Origin of the sequence: Levilactobacillus sp. HBUAS70063 (assembly GCF_038374745.1) — a bacterium.
In the GTDB taxonomy this organism is placed as follows: Bacteria; Bacillota; Bacilli; order Lactobacillales; family Lactobacillaceae; genus Levilactobacillus.
In genome coordinates, this window is the sequence record NZ_JBANSM010000002.1 from 182,710 (window position 1) to 202,429 (window position 19,720).

Annotated in this window: 20 protein-coding genes and 1 pseudogene; 13 read left to right on the forward strand and 8 right to left on the reverse strand. The window is 50.9% G+C overall.

Annotated features, from left to right (window positions below):
* Window positions 1-91: 91 nt before the first annotated feature.
* Together V8I28_RS03750 and V8I28_RS03755 are read left to right on the forward strand one after the other, a co-directional pair.
* On the forward strand, window positions 92-850 hold the full coding sequence (locus V8I28_RS03750) for an SDR family oxidoreductase (protein WP_233668622.1): 759 nt from the start codon (window positions 92-94) through the stop codon (window positions 848-850).
* 75 nt (window positions 851-925) lie between these two features.
* Entirely contained in the window at window positions 926-1,885 is a 960-nt protein-coding gene (locus tag V8I28_RS03755; protein ID WP_341778785.1) for a 2-hydroxyacid dehydrogenase family protein, read from the forward strand.
* Window positions 1,886-2,638: 753 nt separating this feature from the next.
* Here the strand turns inward: V8I28_RS03755 and V8I28_RS03760 are convergent.
* From V8I28_RS03760 to V8I28_RS03770, 3 genes are all read right to left on the reverse strand, one after another.
* Window positions 2,639-2,992, reverse strand: coding sequence for a fluoride efflux transporter FluC (locus V8I28_RS03760; protein ID WP_341778786.1), 354 nt, complete (start codon window positions 2,990-2,992; stop codon window positions 2,639-2,641).
* A 4-nt stretch (window positions 2,993-2,996) separates the two neighbouring features.
* Window positions 2,997-3,371: a fluoride efflux transporter FluC gene (locus tag V8I28_RS03765; protein WP_341778787.1), complete on the reverse strand. Its 375-nt coding sequence runs from the start codon at window positions 3,369-3,371 to the stop codon at window positions 2,997-2,999.
* Between the two features lie 173 nt (window positions 3,372-3,544).
* Window positions 3,545-4,810, reverse strand: a complete 1,266-nt coding sequence (locus V8I28_RS03770) for an MFS transporter (RefSeq protein WP_341778788.1) — start codon at window positions 4,808-4,810, stop codon at window positions 3,545-3,547.
* A 177-nt stretch (window positions 4,811-4,987) separates the two neighbouring features.
* On the opposite strand from V8I28_RS03770, the gene V8I28_RS03775 reads away from it, so the two are divergent.
* Together V8I28_RS03775 and V8I28_RS03780 are read left to right on the forward strand one after the other, a co-directional pair.
* A complete protein-coding gene (locus V8I28_RS03775; RefSeq protein WP_341778789.1) occupies window positions 4,988-6,628 on the forward strand; it encodes a PucR family transcriptional regulator in 1,641 nt (546 codons plus the stop codon).
* A 177-nt stretch (window positions 6,629-6,805) separates the two neighbouring features.
* Window positions 6,806-7,690, forward strand: coding sequence for a DNA adenine methylase (locus V8I28_RS03780; protein ID WP_341778790.1), 885 nt, complete (start codon window positions 6,806-6,808; stop codon window positions 7,688-7,690).
* 158 nt (window positions 7,691-7,848) lie between these two features.
* Here the strand turns inward: V8I28_RS03780 and V8I28_RS03785 are convergent, their stop codons facing one another.
* Window positions 7,849-8,613, reverse strand: coding sequence for a DNA-methyltransferase (locus tag V8I28_RS03785; RefSeq protein WP_445928178.1), 765 nt, complete (start codon window positions 8,611-8,613; stop codon window positions 7,849-7,851).
* Window positions 8,614-8,753: 140 nt separating this feature from the next.
* On the opposite strand from V8I28_RS03785, the gene V8I28_RS03790 reads away from it, so the two are divergent.
* Both V8I28_RS03790 and V8I28_RS03795 read left to right on the forward strand, forming a co-directional pair.
* Window positions 8,754-10,274 carry a type II restriction enzyme gene (locus V8I28_RS03790; RefSeq protein WP_445928179.1) on the forward strand — a complete coding sequence of 507 codons (1,521 nt, stop codon included), beginning with the start codon at window positions 8,754-8,756 and terminating at the stop codon, window positions 10,272-10,274.
* Window positions 10,275-10,423: 149 nt separating this feature from the next.
* Entirely contained in the window at window positions 10,424-10,795 is a 372-nt protein-coding gene (locus V8I28_RS03795) for a hypothetical protein (protein WP_341778793.1), read from the forward strand.
* Window positions 10,796-10,853: 58 nt separating this feature from the next.
* On the opposite strand, the pseudogene V8I28_RS03800 reads toward V8I28_RS03795, so the two are convergent.
* The 4 genes and pseudogenes from V8I28_RS03800 to V8I28_RS03815 form a co-directional block, all read right to left on the reverse strand.
* Window positions 10,854-11,042 (reverse strand): annotated as a pseudogene (locus V8I28_RS03800) (DapH/DapD/GlmU-related protein); the annotation flags it as partial.
* Between the two features lie 155 nt (window positions 11,043-11,197).
* Window positions 11,198-11,608, reverse strand: a complete 411-nt coding sequence (locus tag V8I28_RS03805; protein ID WP_341778794.1) for a peptide deformylase — start codon at window positions 11,606-11,608, stop codon at window positions 11,198-11,200.
* Between the two features lie 63 nt (window positions 11,609-11,671).
* The gene (locus V8I28_RS03810) at window positions 11,672-12,214 is read right to left on the reverse strand and encodes a DUF1697 domain-containing protein (protein WP_341778795.1); all 543 of its coding nucleotides are present in this window, start codon (window positions 12,212-12,214) and stop codon (window positions 11,672-11,674) included.
* Window positions 12,215-12,449: 235 nt separating this feature from the next.
* A complete protein-coding gene (locus V8I28_RS03815; RefSeq protein WP_341778796.1) occupies window positions 12,450-13,169 on the reverse strand; it encodes a LysR family transcriptional regulator in 720 nt (239 codons plus the stop codon).
* A gap of 234 nt (window positions 13,170-13,403) precedes the next feature.
* Between V8I28_RS03815 and V8I28_RS03820 the strand changes: the two genes are divergently transcribed.
* The 7 genes from V8I28_RS03820 (at window position 13,404) to V8I28_RS03850 (ending at window position 19,720) form a co-directional block, all read left to right on the forward strand.
* On the forward strand, window positions 13,404-14,870 hold the full coding sequence (locus V8I28_RS03820) for a UbiD family decarboxylase (RefSeq protein WP_341778797.1): 1,467 nt from the start codon (window positions 13,404-13,406) through the stop codon (window positions 14,868-14,870).
* A 14-nt stretch (window positions 14,871-14,884) separates the two neighbouring features.
* Window positions 14,885-15,448 (forward strand): UbiX family flavin prenyltransferase, encoded by a 564-nt coding sequence (locus V8I28_RS03825; protein ID WP_341778798.1) that lies wholly within the window; start codon window positions 14,885-14,887, stop codon window positions 15,446-15,448.
* Between the two features lies 1 nt (window position 15,449).
* Window positions 15,450-15,860 (forward strand): prenylated flavin chaperone LpdD, encoded by a 411-nt coding sequence (lpdD, locus tag V8I28_RS03830; RefSeq protein ID WP_341778799.1) that lies wholly within the window; start codon window positions 15,450-15,452, stop codon window positions 15,858-15,860.
* A gap of 301 nt (window positions 15,861-16,161) precedes the next feature.
* Window positions 16,162-16,806 carry a Firmicu-CTERM sorting domain-containing protein gene (locus tag V8I28_RS03835; RefSeq protein ID WP_341778800.1) on the forward strand — a complete coding sequence of 215 codons (645 nt, stop codon included), beginning with the start codon at window positions 16,162-16,164 and terminating at the stop codon, window positions 16,804-16,806.
* A gap of 266 nt (window positions 16,807-17,072) precedes the next feature.
* Window positions 17,073-17,765: a Firmicu-CTERM sorting domain-containing protein gene (locus V8I28_RS03840; RefSeq protein WP_341778801.1), complete on the forward strand. Its 693-nt coding sequence runs from the start codon at window positions 17,073-17,075 to the stop codon at window positions 17,763-17,765.
* Window positions 17,766-18,371, forward strand: a complete 606-nt coding sequence (gene xrtG, locus V8I28_RS03845; protein WP_341778802.1) for an exosortase family protein XrtG — start codon at window positions 17,766-17,768, stop codon at window positions 18,369-18,371.
* Window positions 18,368-19,720, forward strand: coding sequence for a TIGR03111 family XrtG-associated glycosyltransferase (locus V8I28_RS03850; protein ID WP_341778803.1), 1,353 nt, complete (start codon window positions 18,368-18,370; stop codon window positions 19,718-19,720). Before xrtG ends, V8I28_RS03850 begins: the two co-directional genes overlap by 4 nt.

Sequence of the window (19,720 nt, forward strand, 5' to 3'; positions counted from 1 at the left end):
CCTGTGGCATTTGAGCACGATAGCTCGACTTTCGCCGCAATTAATTGTGAATGTTGTTACAACCATACTAGAATTCTGGAGGTCGAACACTATGAGTCATCGTTTAGATGGAAAAGTTGCGATTGTTACCGGAGGAACGTTAGGAATTGGCTTGGCCGTTGCGGACAAGTTCGTTGAAGAAGGCGGCAAGGTCATGATTACCGGACGCCATGCCGATGTTGGGGAAAAGGCTGCCAAGAGCATCGGCGGACCAGATGTCATTCAATTCTTCCAACACGACGCCACCGATGAACAAGGTTGGCTCGATTTATTCGATGCGACCGAAAAAGCTTTTGGCCCCGTAACGACAATCGTGAACAATGCGGGGATGGCCGTTAACAAGAGTATCGAAAATACCACGACGGAAGAGTGGAAACAACAACTGGCCGTTAACCTGGATGGTGTCTTCTATGGGACGCGGTTGGGTATCCAACGGATGAAGAACAAGCATTTAGGCGCGTCAATCATTAACATGTCGTCGATCGAAGGCTTCGTCGGCGACCCTAACTTGGGTGCTTACAACGCTTCCAAGGGTGGCGTCCGGATTATGTCTAAATCGGCCGCTGTCGACTGCGCCTTGAAGGATTATGACGTCCGGGTAAATACCGTGCACCCCGGTTACATCAAGACACCGTTGGTCGATGACTTGCCAGGTGCCGAAGCCGCGATGTCTGACCGGACCAAGACGCCGATGGGCCACATCGGTGAACCCAATGATATTGCTTGGATCTGTGTTTACTTAGCCTCGGACGAATCCAAGTTTGCTACGGGTTCAGAATTTGTGGTTGACGGGGGTTACACTGCCCAATAAACCGGCAGTGCATCGCTTGGTGAAAACGTATACAATAGAGTTGTAAACCCAAATCTTGCAAAAGGAGTGATAGTCATGGCTAGTGTTTTAGTAACTGCAGCAATTCCACAGTCTGCCTTGGCGATTCTGAAAGAGGCCGGACTGGAGATCGATGTCTATACGGGCAGTGGATTAATCACGAAAGAAGAATTGGTTAAACGGATTGCGGGGAAGGATTACTTGATTACCCCACTATCAACGCAGGTTGATCGGGACGTGATCGACGCCGACCCTAACCTCAAGATTATTGCCAACTACGGTGCCGGCTTCAACAATATTGATGCCGCCTATGCTCGGCAAAAGGGAATTCCGGTTACCAATACGCCAGAGGTCTCAACCGTTTCAACAGCTGAAGTCACGACCGGACTGATGATTACGTTAGCGCATCGGATGGTTGAAGGCGATAAGCTGATGCGGACGAAGGGCTTTGACGGTTGGTCACCGCTCTTCTTCTTAGGCCATGAACTCTCTGGCAAGACGTTAGGGATTGTCGGCATGGGACAGATTGGACAAGCCGTTGCTAAACGGATGAAAGCCTTCGATATGAACATCATCTACTCGCAACGGACCCGGCTTGATCCAGCGATAGAAGCCCAATTTGACGCTAAGTTTGTCAGTCTGGAAGAACTGATTAAGACCAGCGACGTTTTGAGCTTACACTGCCCATTGAACGACCAGACGCACCACATGATTGGGGCACCACAGTTTAAGCAAATGAAATCATCTGCTTACTTGATCAATGCCGCTCGGGGGCCAGTTATCGATGAAGCGGCTCTGCTCGCAGCACTGAAGGCTGGCGAATTGGCCGGCGCAGCGCTGGATGTTTATGAAGCAGAACCGAACGTTGACGATGGCTTTAAGGCACTGGATAACGTTATCTTAACGCCGCACGTGGGAAACGCCACCGTCGAAGCACGGGACGCCATGGCTGCGATTGTGGCCAAGAATACCGTTCGGGTTGATCAAGGTCAGGAACCATTACACATCGTTAATTAATTAACACCACCTTCATATTATGATTAGAGAATAGTTTTTGCGGGAGTCGTCCAGACATGGATGGCTCCCGTTTTTTACGCTGACTAAATCTTGAGCGTAGAATAAACACGCTGATTCCCGTGACGGCAGTGTTCTGTTCACTAAAATTAGTGAAACTAGGAGCCTGCGCCTGCTATGGGGCCACTTCCACCCTGGAAAGTGGACTTCTAGTTCGCTTGGAAGCCTTGCCTACCGACTGAGTCGAATCATGAGTGATCGTTCAATTAGGTTAGACCACTATGACTGCTAAAGGATGGAAAGCGAACTTATGGTGATGCCTTTGTTACCTGCATGCCCTCAGCAAGCCAACTTATAGGTTGAGCATACCAGATGCAGCGTAAAATAGCGATAACTATCGTTTTAGCCGATGAGAAGTCAGGTGGGGGAGTTATTTTACTGACCAACCGACTCGCCCCTAAACGGCAAATGCGGTTCTTAGGTAAGGGGCAACACAAAAGGGAGCAGTCACCACTGCTCCCTCACACGACACCACACTAGACTTGCGGTTACCCATATTATACGCTGTCGGTAAAACGAGGACAACGCTTTCACTAATGATTTAATAATTTAACCGTGACCAATCAAAAAGAAGCAGCAAGATCAGTCGCTAGCAAGACGACCGCTACTGCTTCTTCGTTTACGGTTAAAAGCCGCACCGAACCGGCGAATATCGTTAAGTTTATCTGAAAAGTGGCTATTTCGACGAGCCTTATTTTAGGCGACGAGTTCGTACCCAGCAAAGGCACTGGCCACCCCGAGCGTCGCGGACAAGACCAGATAGCTTATGGCCGTAAACGGTCGGTGGTCCATCAACTTGATGAAGTCATTGGTAAAGGTTGAAAAAGTGGAGAACCCACCGAGAAATCCGCTGACCACTTGGAAAAGTAGAGCGGTTGGCGCCAATAGGCCGGTCGCAATCCCCAGCAAACCGGAACCGAGGATATTGATCGAAACGGTGGCGATTGGAAATGAAGTGGCTGGTATCACGCGATCGACCATGTAGCCCACGGTAAATCGGGCCAGGGCGCCACAACCACCGGCTAAACAAATATATAGGATCGCTAGCATCCCGTCACGCCCTTTCGGTGATTCGGGAACTAGAGCGAAAGCCGAGGACGGCGGCACTGCAGCCCAATAGGAGACTGGCTAACCAGTAAGTTAGGGCCAACCCCATGGCCCCCTGCTGGAGGAGGTGGACAACGTCCATGGAGAACGTGGAAAAGGTGGTGAAGCTCCCAACGAGGCCCACGGTTAAACCGGCCATGGCGGCCTCTGAGAGGCGAATTAGCGTGGGAAGGGTTTTCGAGATAAAGGCGAGGAGAAAGGATCCCACGACATTGATGAGCAGGATGGTGGTCAGGTGGTGGCTGGTCATTGCCGTCAGGCCAAGCCGTAAGAGACTACCGCAGCAGGCAAAGATGAAGATGTAACTGAGCTTTTTGAGCACACTGAGGACCTCCAGTTCAGACAAGTAGGCATCTAAGCACCCCTAGTCGTGACCACCCACGATCGTTAGAACAATCTGGCAGTGAGTGGCAACGACTAGGGGTGCTTGGGTGAACATCAATCGTTTTGTGATGGTGCACTAGCAATCGGGTTAATGAAGAACTTACGGTAGACTTAGGCCTGAGCCTGCTTCTTACGCAAGTTAGCCAGTAAGAATAGAATTGTCCCGACGGCCAGTAGAATGATGGCGATGTAGAAGCCCAGGACCTTGGAACCCGTGGCATCGGAGATACTCCCAGTCAGGGCAGGTGCAATGATTGAGGACATCATACCGAAGAAGTTGAAGACCCCAAGCGTCGTCCCAACACCAACGGCGGGGGCATTTTCACCCAGCCAAGAGATGATGATGGGTTCTACGGCCAGCTTGCCTAAGAATCCGTAGAGGATCAGGGCGGTCAGTAGGAATGCTGAGCTGGTCGCCTGGACGGTCAGTAGCAACATAGCGGCGGAAAGCAATTCCAGAACCACGATAAACTGAATCTTCTTGTTTAAGTATTTATCGGCCAGCTTACTGAAGAAGAGGGCGCCGGGAATCGAAGCGAAGGCGACCAATGACGATGAGAACCCGATGGCGGCACCGTGGAATCCCCGTTCGGTGGCTAAGAAGTTAGGCAACCAGGTCACAATCATGTAGTAGGCGTAGCAGGTCGCAAAGTACAGAATATAGGCGAAAAGCATTTTGGGTTGGAAGAGCGTCCCTAAGGAAACCTTCTCTTTAACCTTGGGTGCTTCGGCTTCAGCGGCCTTAGCGGCGGCTTCGGCAGCTTGAATGTTAACGATATCGTCCTTGTTGCTCTTAATAATAGCTTGAAATGCGATGACCATGCAGATAATCATGACGATGGTGATGTACATCATGGTTTGCCAAGGCAGGCCTTGTTGGGCAACCAGGAAGCTAGAGAGGATCATCCCTAGACCGGAACCAACGGCGGAACCACTATTAACGATGGCCGTTGAGAAACTCTTTTTGTCGGCGGGGATGTTTTGCGAGGTCAAGGAATAAGCGGAACCGTAGAAGGAACCACACCCGAGTCCGGCTAAGACAGACCCAACGTAAATCATCTGAATGGAACTTGCCAAAGCCACGATCAGGGCGGCGATGGCAAATAGAATAAATCCAGGAATCAGGACGCGTTTTTTCCCAATCTTATCGACTAAGAATCCCGCGGGAATCTGCATAATAACGTAACCTAAGAAATAAAAACTAGAGATGGACCCTAGTGCGGTGTCGGACACCCCACCGCCAAGTGATGAGCGGATTTGGGGGTAGACCGGCGCAAGGGCAGAACGGTAAATCCAAATGGTAATCCAGCCGGCACAGAGTAAGATGACAATCTTCTTCCAATAGGCCATACCTGATTTTTCTGTAACTTTGTCCATGATAAGTCCTCCAATTTCACCGTATATGTAAACGCTTACAATGATAATTATAAGGAGATTCACAAGAAATTCATTGCATACTCTGCACCATAAATTAATGGTGTTTGTCTATTTTAGCTAAATATGTTTTAATTAGGGAATGAAAGCGCTAACTTTTATTTAAGGAGGCTAACTAAAGTGAGCACACTCAAAGAGTTACTGAACTTACCGCGCTTTTCAGACTTAGAAGTCCTCTCGACCCATAAAGAGATGGACCGCGTCGTGGAAAGCGTCGAAATTACCGAAACCCCCGATGTGGCGAATTTTATTCCGGAACACGTCATTATCTTGACCACGGCCATGGTCTTTCGGAATGGACAGGAGAAGTTGAAACCATTCTTAGCGTCGTTAAAGCAACGCCACGTGACGGCGCTGGGCATTAAGGTCGGCCGCTTCATTGATAAGATCGATCCGGCGATTATAAAATACGCGACGGAAATTGATCTGCCTTTGATCAAGGTGCCGAGTAGTCAGCCGCTAGGGGGGCTACTGTACCAGATGCAAAGCTACTTATGGGACACCAAGACGGAACAACTCACATACGCGTTAGATATTCAGAAGAGCTTCTCGAACCTACTCATGCACGATGTCAGTAATGGTCGGTTCATCGCCGAACTCGGCAAGATTATCAATACCCCAGTGATCCTATTAAATCCCTGGCACAAGGTGATTGGGAACTCACAATACTTTTCGGAGTCGGATCATCCGGCCTCCTTTTATGCGGAACAACTAAGTATGCAAGATTACCGTCAAATCAATGAGGACAAGAGTACCTTGATGATCGACGATATTCGTGGTCAAAAGATTCAAATCTTGGGCTACCCGGTCAAAGTGGCCAATTACTTCCCGTATTACCTGTTGATCTTGAAGCCCGAACAGATTCCGTATCCCATCTCTGAGTTTGCGATTGAACAGGCGGTACTGGTGCTAACCTTTATTCTCTATAAGAATCGCAAGGTGCAAGAATTCTTCGATCTGATGAAGAGTGACTTCCTATCGCAACTCATTAAGGCCAAGACGACGCAAGAGGATAACCGCGACTGGATTGACTTGGGGGATAACTACGGGCTGGTTCATAGCGACTATTACCGAATGGCGTTGGTGCATTGTGTGCCCAATGAGAATATTCGCAATCAAATCTTTTATCGTAAAGAAGAATCCGAAGTCGCGAACAGTTGGTTACAGGAACAGTTACCGCTTAAGATTCGTGATGTAGTGGCCTTTAAGGTCAAGAATAGTAATGACATCGCCCTGTTATTCCAATCTAAGGAAGTTGGCTTCGAGCGGACGGTGAAGGGCTTGGTTAAGGAGTTGAGGACGGCGCTGGACATCAATCTAAGCTTTTCATTCGGTAATCCGTATGAGAAGATTGAAGACATTTCGAATTCCTACATCGAAGCTAAATCCGCGCTGGAAGAAGTCAAACAGCGGGAGAATCCCGATACCATGAATTACTATCATCCGAAGGGGTTAATTGGCTTGTTCGATGGGACGAATGATGAGGATATTCACTATTACTGTGAAAAGGTCTTAAAGGACCTGGCTTATCCGGAAGATCCCGCCGTCATCGACTTACGGAAGACGCTGCAGTTCTATTTGGACTTCAATTGTGAGATTACCAAGACGGCCAATACGCTCTATCTCCATCGAAACACGATTAAATACCGGATTAAACAGTGTGAGAAGATTCTGGGGCAATCCGTTAAGAATCCACAAACCAGTCTGAACCTGCGATTGGCGTTGGAATTATCAAAATCTGAAGAGACAACACTGGTTTAAGAGCAAAAGACTGGTGTTAGAGGCGTCAAGGGACGTGAGGTGACCTTGGCGTTTTTGTGACGGATTCAATTAAGACGTTGACTTAGAATGGCAATTTCGATAACATTTAAGGGAGACCAGCGTGGGGAACTCGTGTTCTCACAGCGAACTGAGTTCATCTACTGAAAGTGTGATTTGATGGAAAAACGAAGCAACGATGCATTGGTACGGCCGTTCTTAAAGTGGGCTGGAGGTAAAAGACAGCTCCTTCCGGAAATAAAGAAGTACCTGCCCACTGGTTTTAATGATTATTACGAACCCTTCGTGGGTGGGGGCGCGGTGTTCTTAGCGCTGCAGAATAAGAAAACAATTATTAATGATTTTAATTCTAGTTTGGTTAATACTTACCAAGTCGTGAGAGATCACGTTGATGAGTTGATTGGACTGTTGAAGGAACACGAGGCCCATAACTCCAGTGAGTACTATTATGCGTTAAGAAGTTGGGATCGTTCCGAGATGATTAATCAGAAAACACCCGTTGAACTGGCGGCCCGGTTTATTTACCTGAATAAAACCGGTTTTAATGGCTTGTATCGGGTTAATAAGAAAAATCAGATCAACGTTCCGTATGGCCGGTATAAACATCCGGCGATCGTCAACGAAGCGGTGCTACGGGCGGTCAGTCAGTATCTAAGGGACAGTAACACGCAGATTCTGAACGGCGACTTTGCCGCGGCGGTAGCGGATGCCAAGCGTGGTGACTTCGTGTACTTCGATCCGCCGTACGCCCCTGTAGTGGATGACAAGTCGAGCTTTGTGGGCTATACGTTAAATGGGTTTAACGACGACGATCAACGGCGGCTATACGCGACTTTTAAGGCGCTCGATGAACGTGGGGTTTACGTCATGCTATCCAACTCTTCGGTCGATTTTATTCATGAGTTGTATGCCGATTACCACGACACGACGCAGATTGTTCGCGCGACACGGGCGATAAATTCGAATGCCAAGGGTCGCGGTAAAGTAGACGAAGTGTTAATCATGAACTATGACTACCGTGAGCTACCGACGATCGAAGCCTAGCATTTCGACTGTAGAAGTTAACCCGGTAGACGAAGCGGTTGGCCATTTTTAGGAATTAAATGAATCGCGTTTCCCGTTCGAAGCAGCTAGCACCTAAGCTTGATTTTCGAGCGGGATTTTTTTAGGGCTAAAACGTCTGCCAACTAGATTCTAGGCATTTATGGGGTGAGCTGATTCACCAACCGCCGCTGGGCAATGGCTAGATAGTCGGGAGAAATGTCGATGCCGATGCAGTGTCGCTGTAAGGATTGGCAGGCGACGGCCGTGGTGCCACTACCCACAAAGGGATCGAGAATCGTCATCTCTGGGGTCGTTGAGGCCTCAATCATCCGGGTAATGATGCTGAGCGGTTTTTGGGTGGGGTGCCGGCCAAACCGGCGCTCATTTTGTTGAATGACCGGTGTGGACCAGACGTCTTTCATTTGCTTGCCGTGATTATAACGGCGCATCAAGTTATAATTAAAAAAGTGCGGGACTTTAGGATACTTACGCGCCCAAATGATCGTTTCGGTCGAGTGGGTAAACATCCGGCAGCTCAAATTAGGTGGCGGATTTAACTTCTGCCAGGTCACGTTGTTTAGAATGTGGTAGCCGAATTTCTTCAGCAGATAACCGACCTCATAAATGTTGTGAAGACTGCCGAAAGTCCAAATTGTTCCGTTACGTTTGAGGACACGGCGCGCTTCATTTAGGAAGGTGGCGTTGAACTCCTCAGAAGTCTGGTATTTTTCGGTGACCTGATCCCAGTCGCCTTTGTTGACCGGCACTTTCTGACCGCCGCGGTTGGTAAAACCGCCGTTTGAAAGGAAATAGGGCGGATCGGCAACAATGACGTCGATGCTTTCAGTCGCCATACTCTTGAGCAGTTGCAGGGCGTCGCCGGTGTACAATTGAACGAGATTATTTCGGTAGTAAGGTTGAATCACGGGGCACCTCCTGGGGAATTTAACTGGACGTAAAAACAGTATAAGTTCTCCGGGAAGGGCTTGTCAGTCGAACGGATGTTTATTTTAATCACGCAGGATATACATAAAGTTCAAGGGGGAAGATGGCTGTGGAAAAAATGGTGACGTTAAAGCGACATAAGTTGGAAAGTTATGATAAGAGAAATAATAAGCCCAGTAAGGCCTGGGGAATTTTGTTTGCGGCCTATGACATCGTGCGCCACGTTGAAGAAGCCGGGTACTATGACCTGGACGTGAATAAGATGATGCGTGACAGTGAGATTGCCAAGAAGTGGCGTGAGCAGTACCCTGGAGAAAAGGCGCCAGATAATCGGAATATTTTGAAATTTGATTTTTCGACGGACTTGCCGAATATTTTCAAGGAATATAGATTGCAAATTATGCCAATTGGGGGCAATCAATACCGAATCGCCCCCTTTAATATGTACTATCCGTTAGTCAATATGGCGGTGCCGGTCATTCCGATGGCCAGTCCCATGAAAATGGCCAGTTTAGACTTCACTAGTGTGACCACGGAACCCAATGCCCAAACGGTGGCCGAAATTACCAAGATGCTGACGTACATTTTTCATGATTTGAACCCGCAGAACCGTGAGGTGGTCAGCACGCTGAGCGGTAAGAACAATGTGCATGATGTTCGCTTTAATATTAATAATACGGTGGCTAAGGATCGGCCGATACCGTTACGCATTGAGACTTGGCAGGCGGAAATTGATGGTGTCTACGAGTCCAATAAGACGGTGATCGTGGTTGAGAGCAAGATGAAATTTCCCAAGGACTTTAATATTCGTCAGTTATTTATTCCACGATTATTAATCGAACAGACGATGGAAAAGCTGCAACAGCACAAGGATACTTACGTCTGCTATTTTGTGAAAACCAAGGATGTTTATATTTTTACGGTGTATCGCTTCACGGATTTAAATAATATGAATTCAATCACGTTACAACACCAGTATAAGTTCAGACTGTCTGATAACCCGCAGAATATCTTCACGATCGACGGTGCGGCGGCCAAGGCCAAGTACAACAGCGATGAGGCGGTTAGACAGGCCAGGACATTGATTGCCCAAACGGACCTAATGCCCCACTATCCGACCTATACGGATGGCAAGCCCGTCAGCTTCCTTCAGGCCAATAATTTACAGGTGGCGTTGGACTATCTAGACTTTCTCGGTGAGTCCAGTGCCACCGTGGTGGTGAACGATGAACAGGTCGCGAGAAGTGGGGCGGAGGCCTTTGTCGATACGTTTAAATACGATCGTCGTCAGTATAACTATTACTTAGGGTGGTTGGGTTACTTTGGCTTTATCGATCGCTTATCTCAGGGTAAGATTGTGCTAACCGAAAAGGGAAAGTCGTTTAACGCGGCCGGCATAGCCGGGAAAAATAAAATTCTAATTCAGTCGATGGCGGCGCATTTGAGCTCCAGAGTCATCCTAAAGGCACTTTTAGACAAGCAGAAGTTAGCCGTGACGGAGTTGGCGGACGTCATTCGTCAAGAGATGAAAGACGTTCCCGCCCAGAGTCAAATCAGTGGCAATACCTTACCGCGGCGAATCTCGAGTGTGAAGTCGATGTGTAAACAGGTCTTGCTCTTGATGGGCATCCAACTCTAAATGATGGGAGGTTGGTGACCCTCGTCTAAGACTGCCTGACGGTTATCTTGGACCATCATTCACTGCCGCAACTCCAGCGTTTCGGTTTACTTTTCCCCGCGAAGCCCCTATTGTACAAGGTGAGCGAGTAGCGGAGAGAGGCGATGAACGTGCAAAAACTTTACGGCTACGTGCCCCTGTTGAGTGGTCTGGGCAGCTTGTATTTTCTGTTGGTGATGTCGCTAGTACCTTCATCGACCAGCAGCCTGGGTCTGGACTTTAGTTGGCACAGTCCCGATGTGTTGGGTGTTGTGGTGATTCTGTTCGTCGTGATTGCCACGGCGTTTGCGAAACGTCTCTGGGCCAAGCGCATTGGTCTGCTCGTCAATGCCGTTATTGTCCTGGGCATGACGGGCGACCTGCTACACACCCAGCATTCGCCCCTACTAACGGATTATCTGTGGCTTTGGGGCCTACTCATGTTGTTCGACCTGGGCCTGATTGGCTGGGGGATCTACCAGTTGTGGCGAAAAAAGAAATAAAATAATCGCGCATTCCAGTACCAGTTAGCCGGTCGCAGATGCGCGATTTTTACGTTAGTTATTGAATTTCTGACTTGTACTTAATCGAATCGGCCTCGGTGATCTCGCGTACCACGCGGCAGGGGTTCCCCACGGCCAACGAATTAGCCGGGATATCTCGCGTGACCACGGACCCCGCACCAATCACACAGCCACTACCAATCGTGACGCCACCGATGACGGTCACGTTGCTACCGAACCAGCAATTATCCCCAATCTTAATTGGTTTGTCGTATTCGATATTGAAGAGGGAGCCGTCAGCATGCGGCTGTAGATTCCGTTCCTAGAGCTTAGGGTCAGAGGGATCATAGAACTTACCCGCTAACATTTTTTTCTTCCGTCATGGCTTGGCACCTCCTTAAGTTAAATCACGATGCCTTCACAGTGGTCGACCTCGTGCTGAATAATCTGGGCCACAAAGCCGGTGAAGGTCTGGTGTTGGCGCTGGAAACTCTGATTGAGAAAGTTCACGTCAATCGTGCGGTAGCGGATCGTGGGGCGCTCGCCGGTCAACGAAAGGCAGCCCTCCTGCGTCTGAAAGGCGCCGGCTTTTTTAGTGATCGTTGGATTAATCATCGCCACCGGCATGATGCCCATGTCGACCACGATGATGCGCTTGTTTTGGCCAATCATGTTGGCCGCCATCCCCACACAATTCTCGCTGTTAGCCTTGAGCGTGTCGAGTAAATCCGTCACGATGGGCGCATCCAGCTTCGTCGCCAGCTGGGCCTTGGTACTAAGCTGGGTGGGATCATGAACCACGTTTCTAATCATGTGCAACCTCCAATAAGTCGTTGAAATTAGTTTCGTACAAATGTCCTCTCGATTATAGCATGCCTAGTCCTCGCGTTCCCGCAGAAGTTGCGCTAGCTTGTGCGACGTGCGGTAACTCCGAGTACTGGTTTGCCGATAAAATGGGGTGCCGAAGACCCGACCGTACGCGGAATGGCGGAAGTCTCCCGGGGTATCGACCGTCCAGAAAATCAGATGAGCCGTGGTGGCAACGTGGTCGAGCGGTGTCAGTCGCTCGCAAAGCCAGCCGTCCAGGTCAATTGCCGGTGTGAGCTTGAACAGGCACATGTGCTGGCGGTGCCCCTGACCATTCCACCAGTCGGGCGCGGCCTGCATTTCCGACAGAATCGTGGCGCCGTCAAAGATGCCAAAATTGATGGGAAAGTCGAAGTAAGTGGCCAGAGTGTCCGCCACGCGTTGCTTACAGGCGACCGGGGTGAGTGAACTTTCAAATAGTAAATTGCCACTCGTTGCGTACGAACTGACTCGCGTGAATCCCGCTTTCGTCAAGTATTCGCGCAAGGCCGCCATAGGGACGTGGTGGTAGGATCCGCCGTTGATGCCGCGTAAGATCAGTAGGGTGGTCATTTCTTAAGTTCCTCCTAAGTCGTGGGTCAACGTGCAACCAAATCGGTGTTAAAAACATTAGTAATAAGTAGGGGCGTCATTTTAAATAGCTGATGAAGCGTTGGGCCGCTTGACTCAAACTGCCGCGCGGATAGACCAGCTGTAGGTGGCTAATCAGCGGCTGGGTGAAGGGTCGCGTCACGTAGGCCGGCGTCAGGAAGGGCGCGGCGGCCTTGGCAAACAGGAAGGTGACCCGCTAGGTGTGGGCGACCATGCCCAGCAGCGTTTCGATGTGCGGCGTGGTAAAGCGGATATTGGGCGTGACGCCGGCTTGTTGGAAGAGGCGCCCGACCTTCTCGTAGACACCAGACCCCGGATTCAAGGTCACCACGTCCTGGTCCTGGAGATCGGCGATGGCGATGCTGGTCCGTTGGGCGAGCGGGTGATCGGCGGCCAGGACGACCCGCAACTCATCGGTATCCAGGTCACGGGTCTCAAATTGGGACTTATTGAGCTGCTGACTCTGCACGTCCCGCAAGATTCCCAGATCAAAGGCCTGATTCTGCAAGGCCTTCAGGAGGTCGGCCCCCTGCAGCTCCTCTAGACGAATATTGATCTGCGGATAGTCGTGCATGAAGCCGCTCATCTTCTGGGTCAATCCGTACTGTGCCATGATGGGGACGCTACCGATGTGCAGGGTGCCGCGACGTAACGCGCGGTAGTCCCGCAGTTCGGCACGCATCAGGTCGTACTGGGCGGTGATGGTCTGGGCATAACGAAAGAAAACCTCGCCACTCTCTGTGATGGTTAATTGACGCTTGTTGCGGGTGGAAATCAGGCGTGTATCCAACTCCTGCTGCATATTGCGTAGCCGTTTGGACAGAGCGGACTGGGTAATATTCAGTTCAACAGCCGCGTCCGAAATGTTACGAATCTGGTAAAGCACGATAAAGCTGTAAAAATCCTCAAGGGTCACGGAAATTCCACCTTTCTGTTGTCGGGCGTTGTTTGACTGTGGGGGCACAGCCTAGAAGGCAGGCTTCCAGTCCGCCCGCCGCGTTTCTCCTATTTGCGAACGACAAGGCAGCCATTCGGACAGTGTTCGGTTGTCTTATTCCTATTAAGCATAACGTTAGTCGAAACTAGATTTGTTTGCAAGCGATTCATCCCCTAAGATAAACGGTGTCAATAACAAATAGGAGGTCATCAGATGACAACTGAACCTTATGATTTACGCAAAGTCCTCGCCGAGCTCAAGACGCATCCCGGCCAGTACCACGAAACCGATGTGGCGGTCGATCCCGACGCCGAACTCTCTGGCGTCTACCGCTACATTGGTGCGGGCGGAACCGTTGAACGGCCTACGCAGGAAGGCCCGGCGATGATGTTTAATACCGTCACCGGCTTTCCGGATACGCGGGTCCTGACGGGGTTGATGGCGAGTCGCAAGCGCGTGGGCTTGATGTTTCACCACGACTATCAAACCCTCGGCCAATTCCTAAACGATGCCGTGGAACATCCCGTACCACCGGTAATGGTCGATGATGCGCCGGCCCACGAGGTCGTGCACAAGGCCACCGACCCGGATTTCGATATTCGTCAATTAGTGGCCGCGCCGACCAATACGCCGGAGGATGCCGGCCCCTACATCACCGTGGGCGTGGTGCTGGGGTCCAACAAGGCCAAGACTATGAGTGATGTCACCATTCACCGGATGGTTTTGGAAGATAAGGACACGTTGGGCATCTACATCATGCCCGGTGGTCGGCACATCGGCGCATTTGCCAAGGAGTACGAGGCGGCCAACGAACCGATGCCCGTGACGATTAACATTGGTTTGGATCCGGCGATTACCATTGGGTGTACCTTTGAGCCGCCAACCACGCCGCTGGGCTACAACGAACTCGGGGTAGCCGGCGCGATTCGCCAGGAAGCCGTGGGCCTGACCCCGGCAGTGACCGTGGACGAAAAGGCGATCGCCCGGTCCGAATTTACCTTGGAAGGGTACATCATGCCCAACGAACGGATGCAAGAAGACATTAACACCCATACCGGGAAGGCTATGCCCGAATTTCCCGGCTACGATGGCGATGCCAACCCGGCCGTTCAGGTCATCAAGGTGACGGCCGTCACGCACCGGGAGCACCCCATCATGCAAAGCGTGATCGGACCGTCCGAGGAACACGTCAGCATGGCCGGCATTCCGACCGAAGCCAGCATTTTAGAGCTGACCAACCGGGCGATTCCGGGCAAGGTACTGAACGTCTACAATCCGCCTGCAGGTGGGGGCAAGCTCATGACCATCATGCAGATTCACAAAGAGGACGAGGCTGACGAAGGGATTCAACGTCAGGCCGCGCTGTTGGCGTTCTCGGCCTTTAAGGAATTGAAGACGGTCATTTTGGTCGACGAAGACGTGGATATTTTTGATATGAATGATGTGATGTGGACCGTCAATACGCGCTTCCAGGCGGACCAGGACTTGATGGTCTTGCCGGGCATGCGCAATCATCCGCTGGATCCTTCCGAACGACCGGGCTATGACCCTAAGTCGATTCGGACCCGGGGGATGTCCTCGAAACTCGTGATTGACGGGACCGTACCGTACGATATGAAGGATCAGTTTGTCCGGGCCCAGTTCATGAAGGTTCCGGATTGGCAGAAGTATTTAAAGTAAAGGATTGATGGCGGATGAAGAAGATTGTGATTGGGGTCACCGGCGCGTCCGGAACGATTTACGCGATTGACCTGTTAAAGAAGTTACAGGCGTTGCCGGACGTCGAGACCCACTTGGTGATGAGTGCCTGGGCGAAGAAAAATTTAGCGTTGGAGACGGATTATACGTTGGATCAGATTAAGGCGTTGGTCGATGTGGTCTACAGCGACCGCGACCAGGGTGCCGCGATTGCCAGCGGGTCGTTTCTGAACGCTGGGATGGTCATTGTCCCGGCCAGCATGAAGACGGTTGCCAGTATCGCGTACGGGTTCGGTGAGAATCTGGTCGCCCGGGCCGCGGACGTGACGATTAAGGAACAGCGCAAACTGGTCATTGTCCCCCGTGAGACGCCGTTAAGCGTGATTCACCTGGAGAATCTGACGAAATTAGCCCGATTGGGGGCCCAGATTATTCCGCCCATTCCGGCCTTCTACAATCATCCGCAGACCATTCAAGACTTGGTCGATCACCAGACCATGAAGGTGTTAGATGCATTTGGCATTCACGAACAGACGGCGAAACGTTGGGAGGGGGATTAGGATGCCTAAATTCAGTGTTACCCGGGAAAATTACACGATTTCCGCGACGGTGACGGTGATTGGCAAGGACTTGTTGATCGTGGTTACCGGTGGAAGCAATCCCCATATCGGTGACGTCACCACCCTCACCAAGGACACGGCACTCCAAACCATCAAGTATCCCAGCCACGATGGCCGGTTTCACAAAGATAATTTTGTTGGTGAGCGGGTCGCCAAGGTGGTTCAACCGGTCTTGCCCGGCAGTTGCACGGTGACGGCCGGCATTCACGTCAATCAGATTACCAAGGCCCAGATTGCCGCCTCCGCTCCCATGGGAGAAGACCTCGGTCACCAAATTGTGGCTTGGCTACAGGCCCATCCCATCGTGGCACCGGCGCCGCAGTATTACAACGATCAGGAACAACCGCAATAGTATTTTAGCGAAGGCAGACCCGAAATGAGCCTGCCTTTTAGTTTCTCGCAACGCCGGTATTCTGCCCACCGCGTTCTCACCCATATTTGACGAACGGTAAGGCGACCAGCTACGAGTAGCGTTGCTGCCAAAAAACCGTCAATTCTGAAGCTTAAAGCCAACTTAAAACTTTGCACATATTGGTCGAGTAGGGGGTATTTTTGACGAATAATCGGTGTATGCTAAGAACAACCATCGTTCTATCAAAATCATTAAGCCCGTGTACGATCGGTCTAGCGGTGGTGATTGGAGGAGATTGCGTATGCATCGAATAGTTTGGCTGTTGGTAGTTTGTTTTAGCCTCGTTTGGCTGGGGACCGCGTCAACGTCCGCTCAGGCCGCGACAACGACGAGTAGTAAGCTGAATATCAGCATTGATGGCGACTTCAGCGACTGGGACGATAAGCCCATGACCACGCTGGCTAATGATGAGAAGGCTTCGCTGATCGCCGATGACAGTGCCGTTTATCTCTACATGAATACGAACCCGAACGACAGCAAGCACGGTGCCGTCTGGTTGCCCGACAGTTATACGCTCAAGGTGGGGAGTAAGTCGTTTACACTCACTTTGGGCAAGGCCCAAGGTCTGGGGGCCGGTAAGACTAAGTCCGTAACCGTCAGCGCGAATGGCGACGTCGTTAGCGGCGGATCGGCCACAATCTCGCGGCCCAAGGATAGCCACGGTAATTATGAAATCGTCGAGATGCGAGTGCCCCTGTCCGGACTGGGCGTGGTGGCCACTTCGAGTCAGAACATTTCACTGACCAGCAGTGACAGTGCCTTTGGCGGTAAGACGTTGACCACGACCGGTGGAAGTACCGGTGGGGTCATTCTGGTGGCCGCCGGGTTTAGCATTGCCCTCGTTGGGGTCATGAAGGTGGCCCGACGTCGGCGAAAAGTGGTGTAAGAAGTTAGACCCATTGCGCAACCGGTTGTGGTCTTGCTTTAGTCGGTGTTAAGCCGCTTTTGTATTCGTCTTTTTGAAAAAAGTGCGGGGCTTATCACACTTTATCGTTTATGATGGAAAATCAGTAGAACTTTCACCAGAAAGTGACTACAATGAAGGCGACTAAAGGACTAACCGATAGATTAAACGATTTTACAGCCGAAATAAGTGCGTAAAGCCGTGTAATCGGGGATTAATCCGGCGTTAAAAGTTGAGGAGGTCTTACTGTGCGAAGAGTCATGTTAATGATGACGGCCCTGATCGTCACGCTGTTGTGGGGGGGACTAGCCACGCCCGTCCATGCGGCCAGCAACGATTCAGCGGCGAATAAGTACAACATCTCGATCGATGGCAACTTTGACGATTGGTCCGATAAGCCCATGACCACGGTTAAGGAGAGTTGGGACGACTACAATATTAAGAAGGTCGCGTTATTGGCCGATGACAACAATATTTATTTCTACCTAAACATGTCGCCGGAACACGGGGGCGGCTATAGTACGCTGCAACCGTCCGGCTACGTATTGAAGGTCGGGAGTAAGACGTTCTACGTGACCTTTAAGACGACCGGCACTCTGACCGATGGCGCCACGGTCGATGGGACAGTCAACGCGTGGAACAGTGACAATGGTGGTAGCGGCGATCTCAGCCAAGCCACGATGAAGGTCCACCGCTTCAAGACGGCCAACGGTCACAACGATATCATGGAGGCGAAGATTCCACTGAGTGAACTCAAGGTTGCTGGTGGTTCGCAGACCATTACGATGAAGAACGATAATTTAGGGTCGCAAACGTTAACGGCAACGGGCGGCTCCACCGGCCCGGTCGTTCTTGCCGGCGTGGGGCTAATCGTTGCCCTGGGTAGCGTGGTCACGTTCACTCGGACCAGAGCAAAAGCCAAGAAGCAGAGGCAGGCTTAGATGAGTAGCTACCTGTTATTCGGCATGTTGGGGTGGCTCTATGTGATTTCAGTCCTAAAACGGGCCCACCTTTCCGCGTATTACTTTATCGTGGGAAGTGTCGGCCTGTTCTTTATCCTCATCGCGTTGGGCAATCCTTACTGGGTGTGGTTCATGACGCACCTGGTGATTAACGGCGTTTCGACGCTGGGGGACTGGACGCACTGGTGTCGGGTCTTCGTTAAATACGGCATCGTGTATATTGGCAACGGCCAGAATCCGGTAACCATGTCGATTGACTACGAGTGTTCCGGGATTATCGAGACCACGGCCTTTGTGGGCTTGTTGGCCTTTTTCCCAACCTATAGTCGGCAGGAGAAGATGTTCTACCTGGTCATGGGGGCGCTGTGGATTTACGTGGCCAACGTCATTCGCCTCATGCTGGTGGTCACGTTGGTCTACTTTGGCGGGGCCAGCTGGTATTTTACCGCGCACACGCTTCTAGGCCGGATTGTCTTTTACGTTCTGGTCATCATGCTGTACTACAACGTTTTCACGTATTCTGAACTGTCGCAAAGCCTGTATACGAACTTCAAACGTCACTTTTCGAGAGGTAAGTCATCGTGAATTACTTGATTAATTTAACCTTAACACAAATGGGATTCTGGATTACCTGGGCGCTGATTCCCATCGTGGTTGAAATCATCCCCTCGTTAATCTCGGCCCTACACCTGATGCGGCAAAGTCGGCACCTGCGGCAATTAGAGGCGCCGGCCAAACTACCTTTTATTTCAGTCATTGTGCCGGTCTACAATTCCGAGGAGACCCTCTTTGCCTGCCTGCAATCGATCAACGATTCCACGTATCCCAACCGAAACATGCAGATTGTGTTGGCGGATAACCAGAGTACCGATGATAGCTTCGGTGCCTACGCCAGAGCGCAGAACCACTTTGACCTGAATCTCCAGCTGATGCGGACGGCTCAGGGCAAGGCCAAAGCCTTAAACGGGGCGATTTACCAGTGTATCGGCACCTACATCATTAATATCGATAGTGATGGGGTATTGGAAAAAAACGCCCTGATGAATATGGTGTTACACTTCGAAAACGATATCGACCTCGCTGCGTTGACTGGAACCATCCTGACGCAGCGGCATCAGATTAAACAAACGCCCAAACGCTGGCTACGTTTTCTACAGAAGACCGAATACTTTGAATATGCGCAGGCCTTTCTCTCCGGGCGAACGATTGAATCCAATAAAAACGAGTTATTCACCATGTCCGGGGCGTTCTCGGCCTTTCGCAAATCCACGCTGGTCGATACGTTTATGTACAACACGGACACCGTTGGCGAGGATACCGATATGACGTTTCAGGTGCGGCAACGCCTCAAGCAAAAGGTCATGTTGTGTGCCGATGCCATCTTCTACATCGAACCGTTGGAAAGCTTGGAACAACTCTACAAGCAGCGGCAACGGTGGATGCGCGGCGAGTTGGAAGTTTCCAAAGAATACATGCAGCACAACGCGACGCTGGGAAACTTCTTCAACAACTTTCTGGTTCGGCGGATGATGATTGACCACACCTTCGTTTTTCCGAAGATGATTTGGATGTTCGCCAGCGTCGTCCTGCTATTCTTCCGGTATTCGCCGGTGGTTTTGGGATTGTCCTACGTCGTCATTTACCTGCTGTACGTCTTCGTGTCGCTGGTCAACTACGTTAGTGTGGGGCGCCTACTCCAGAAGTTTCCGGACGAACAAAAATTCTATCACAGCATTCGGTGGGTCGTCTGGTCACTGCCGCTGTACAACTTCTTCGTTTCCTGGATTCGCTTGGTGGGGGTGATTAACTCCATGTCACTGCCCGGCGTGTGGAACACGGCGACCTTCACGACGGAGGCGCGGTCGGCCAAGCACGTGGTGGGCCAGGATGCCCGTTATTTGCGGCAAAAAAAGGGAAGCGAGTGGAATCATTAA

Excerpts from the sequence above, each read along its gene's own strand:
- V8I28_RS03760 (WP_341778786.1), bottom strand. The coding sequence starts at position 2,992 with ATGCTAGCGATCCTATATATTTGTTTAGCCGGTGGTTGTGGCGCCCTG.
- lpdD (WP_341778799.1), top strand. The coding sequence starts at position 15,450 with ATGCCTAAATTCAGTGTTACCCGGGAAAATTACACGATTTCCGCGACG.
- V8I28_RS03835 (WP_341778800.1), top strand. The coding sequence starts at position 16,162 with ATGCATCGAATAGTTTGGCTGTTGGTAGTTTGTTTTAGCCTCGTTTGG.
- V8I28_RS03805 (WP_341778794.1), bottom strand. The coding sequence starts at position 11,608 with ATGATTAGAAACGTGGTTCATGATCCCACCCAGCTTAGTACCAAGGCC.
- V8I28_RS03755 (WP_341778785.1), top strand. The coding sequence starts at position 926 with ATGGCTAGTGTTTTAGTAACTGCAGCAATTCCACAGTCTGCCTTGGCG.
- V8I28_RS03810 (WP_341778795.1), bottom strand. The coding sequence starts at position 12,214 with ATGACCACCCTACTGATCTTACGCGGCATCAACGGCGGATCCTACCAC.
- V8I28_RS03750 (WP_233668622.1), top strand. The coding sequence starts at position 92 with ATGAGTCATCGTTTAGATGGAAAAGTTGCGATTGTTACCGGAGGAACG.
- V8I28_RS03770 (WP_341778788.1), bottom strand. The coding sequence starts at position 4,810 with ATGGACAAAGTTACAGAAAAATCAGGTATGGCCTATTGGAAGAAGATT.
- V8I28_RS03825 (WP_341778798.1), top strand. The coding sequence starts at position 14,885 with ATGAAGAAGATTGTGATTGGGGTCACCGGCGCGTCCGGAACGATTTAC.
- xrtG (WP_341778802.1), top strand. The coding sequence starts at position 17,766 with ATGAGTAGCTACCTGTTATTCGGCATGTTGGGGTGGCTCTATGTGATT.
- V8I28_RS03790 (WP_445928179.1), top strand. The coding sequence starts at position 8,754 with ATGGTGACGTTAAAGCGACATAAGTTGGAAAGTTATGATAAGAGAAAT.
- V8I28_RS03780 (WP_341778790.1), top strand. The coding sequence starts at position 6,806 with ATGGAAAAACGAAGCAACGATGCATTGGTACGGCCGTTCTTAAAGTGG.
- V8I28_RS03820 (WP_341778797.1), top strand. The coding sequence starts at position 13,404 with ATGACAACTGAACCTTATGATTTACGCAAAGTCCTCGCCGAGCTCAAG.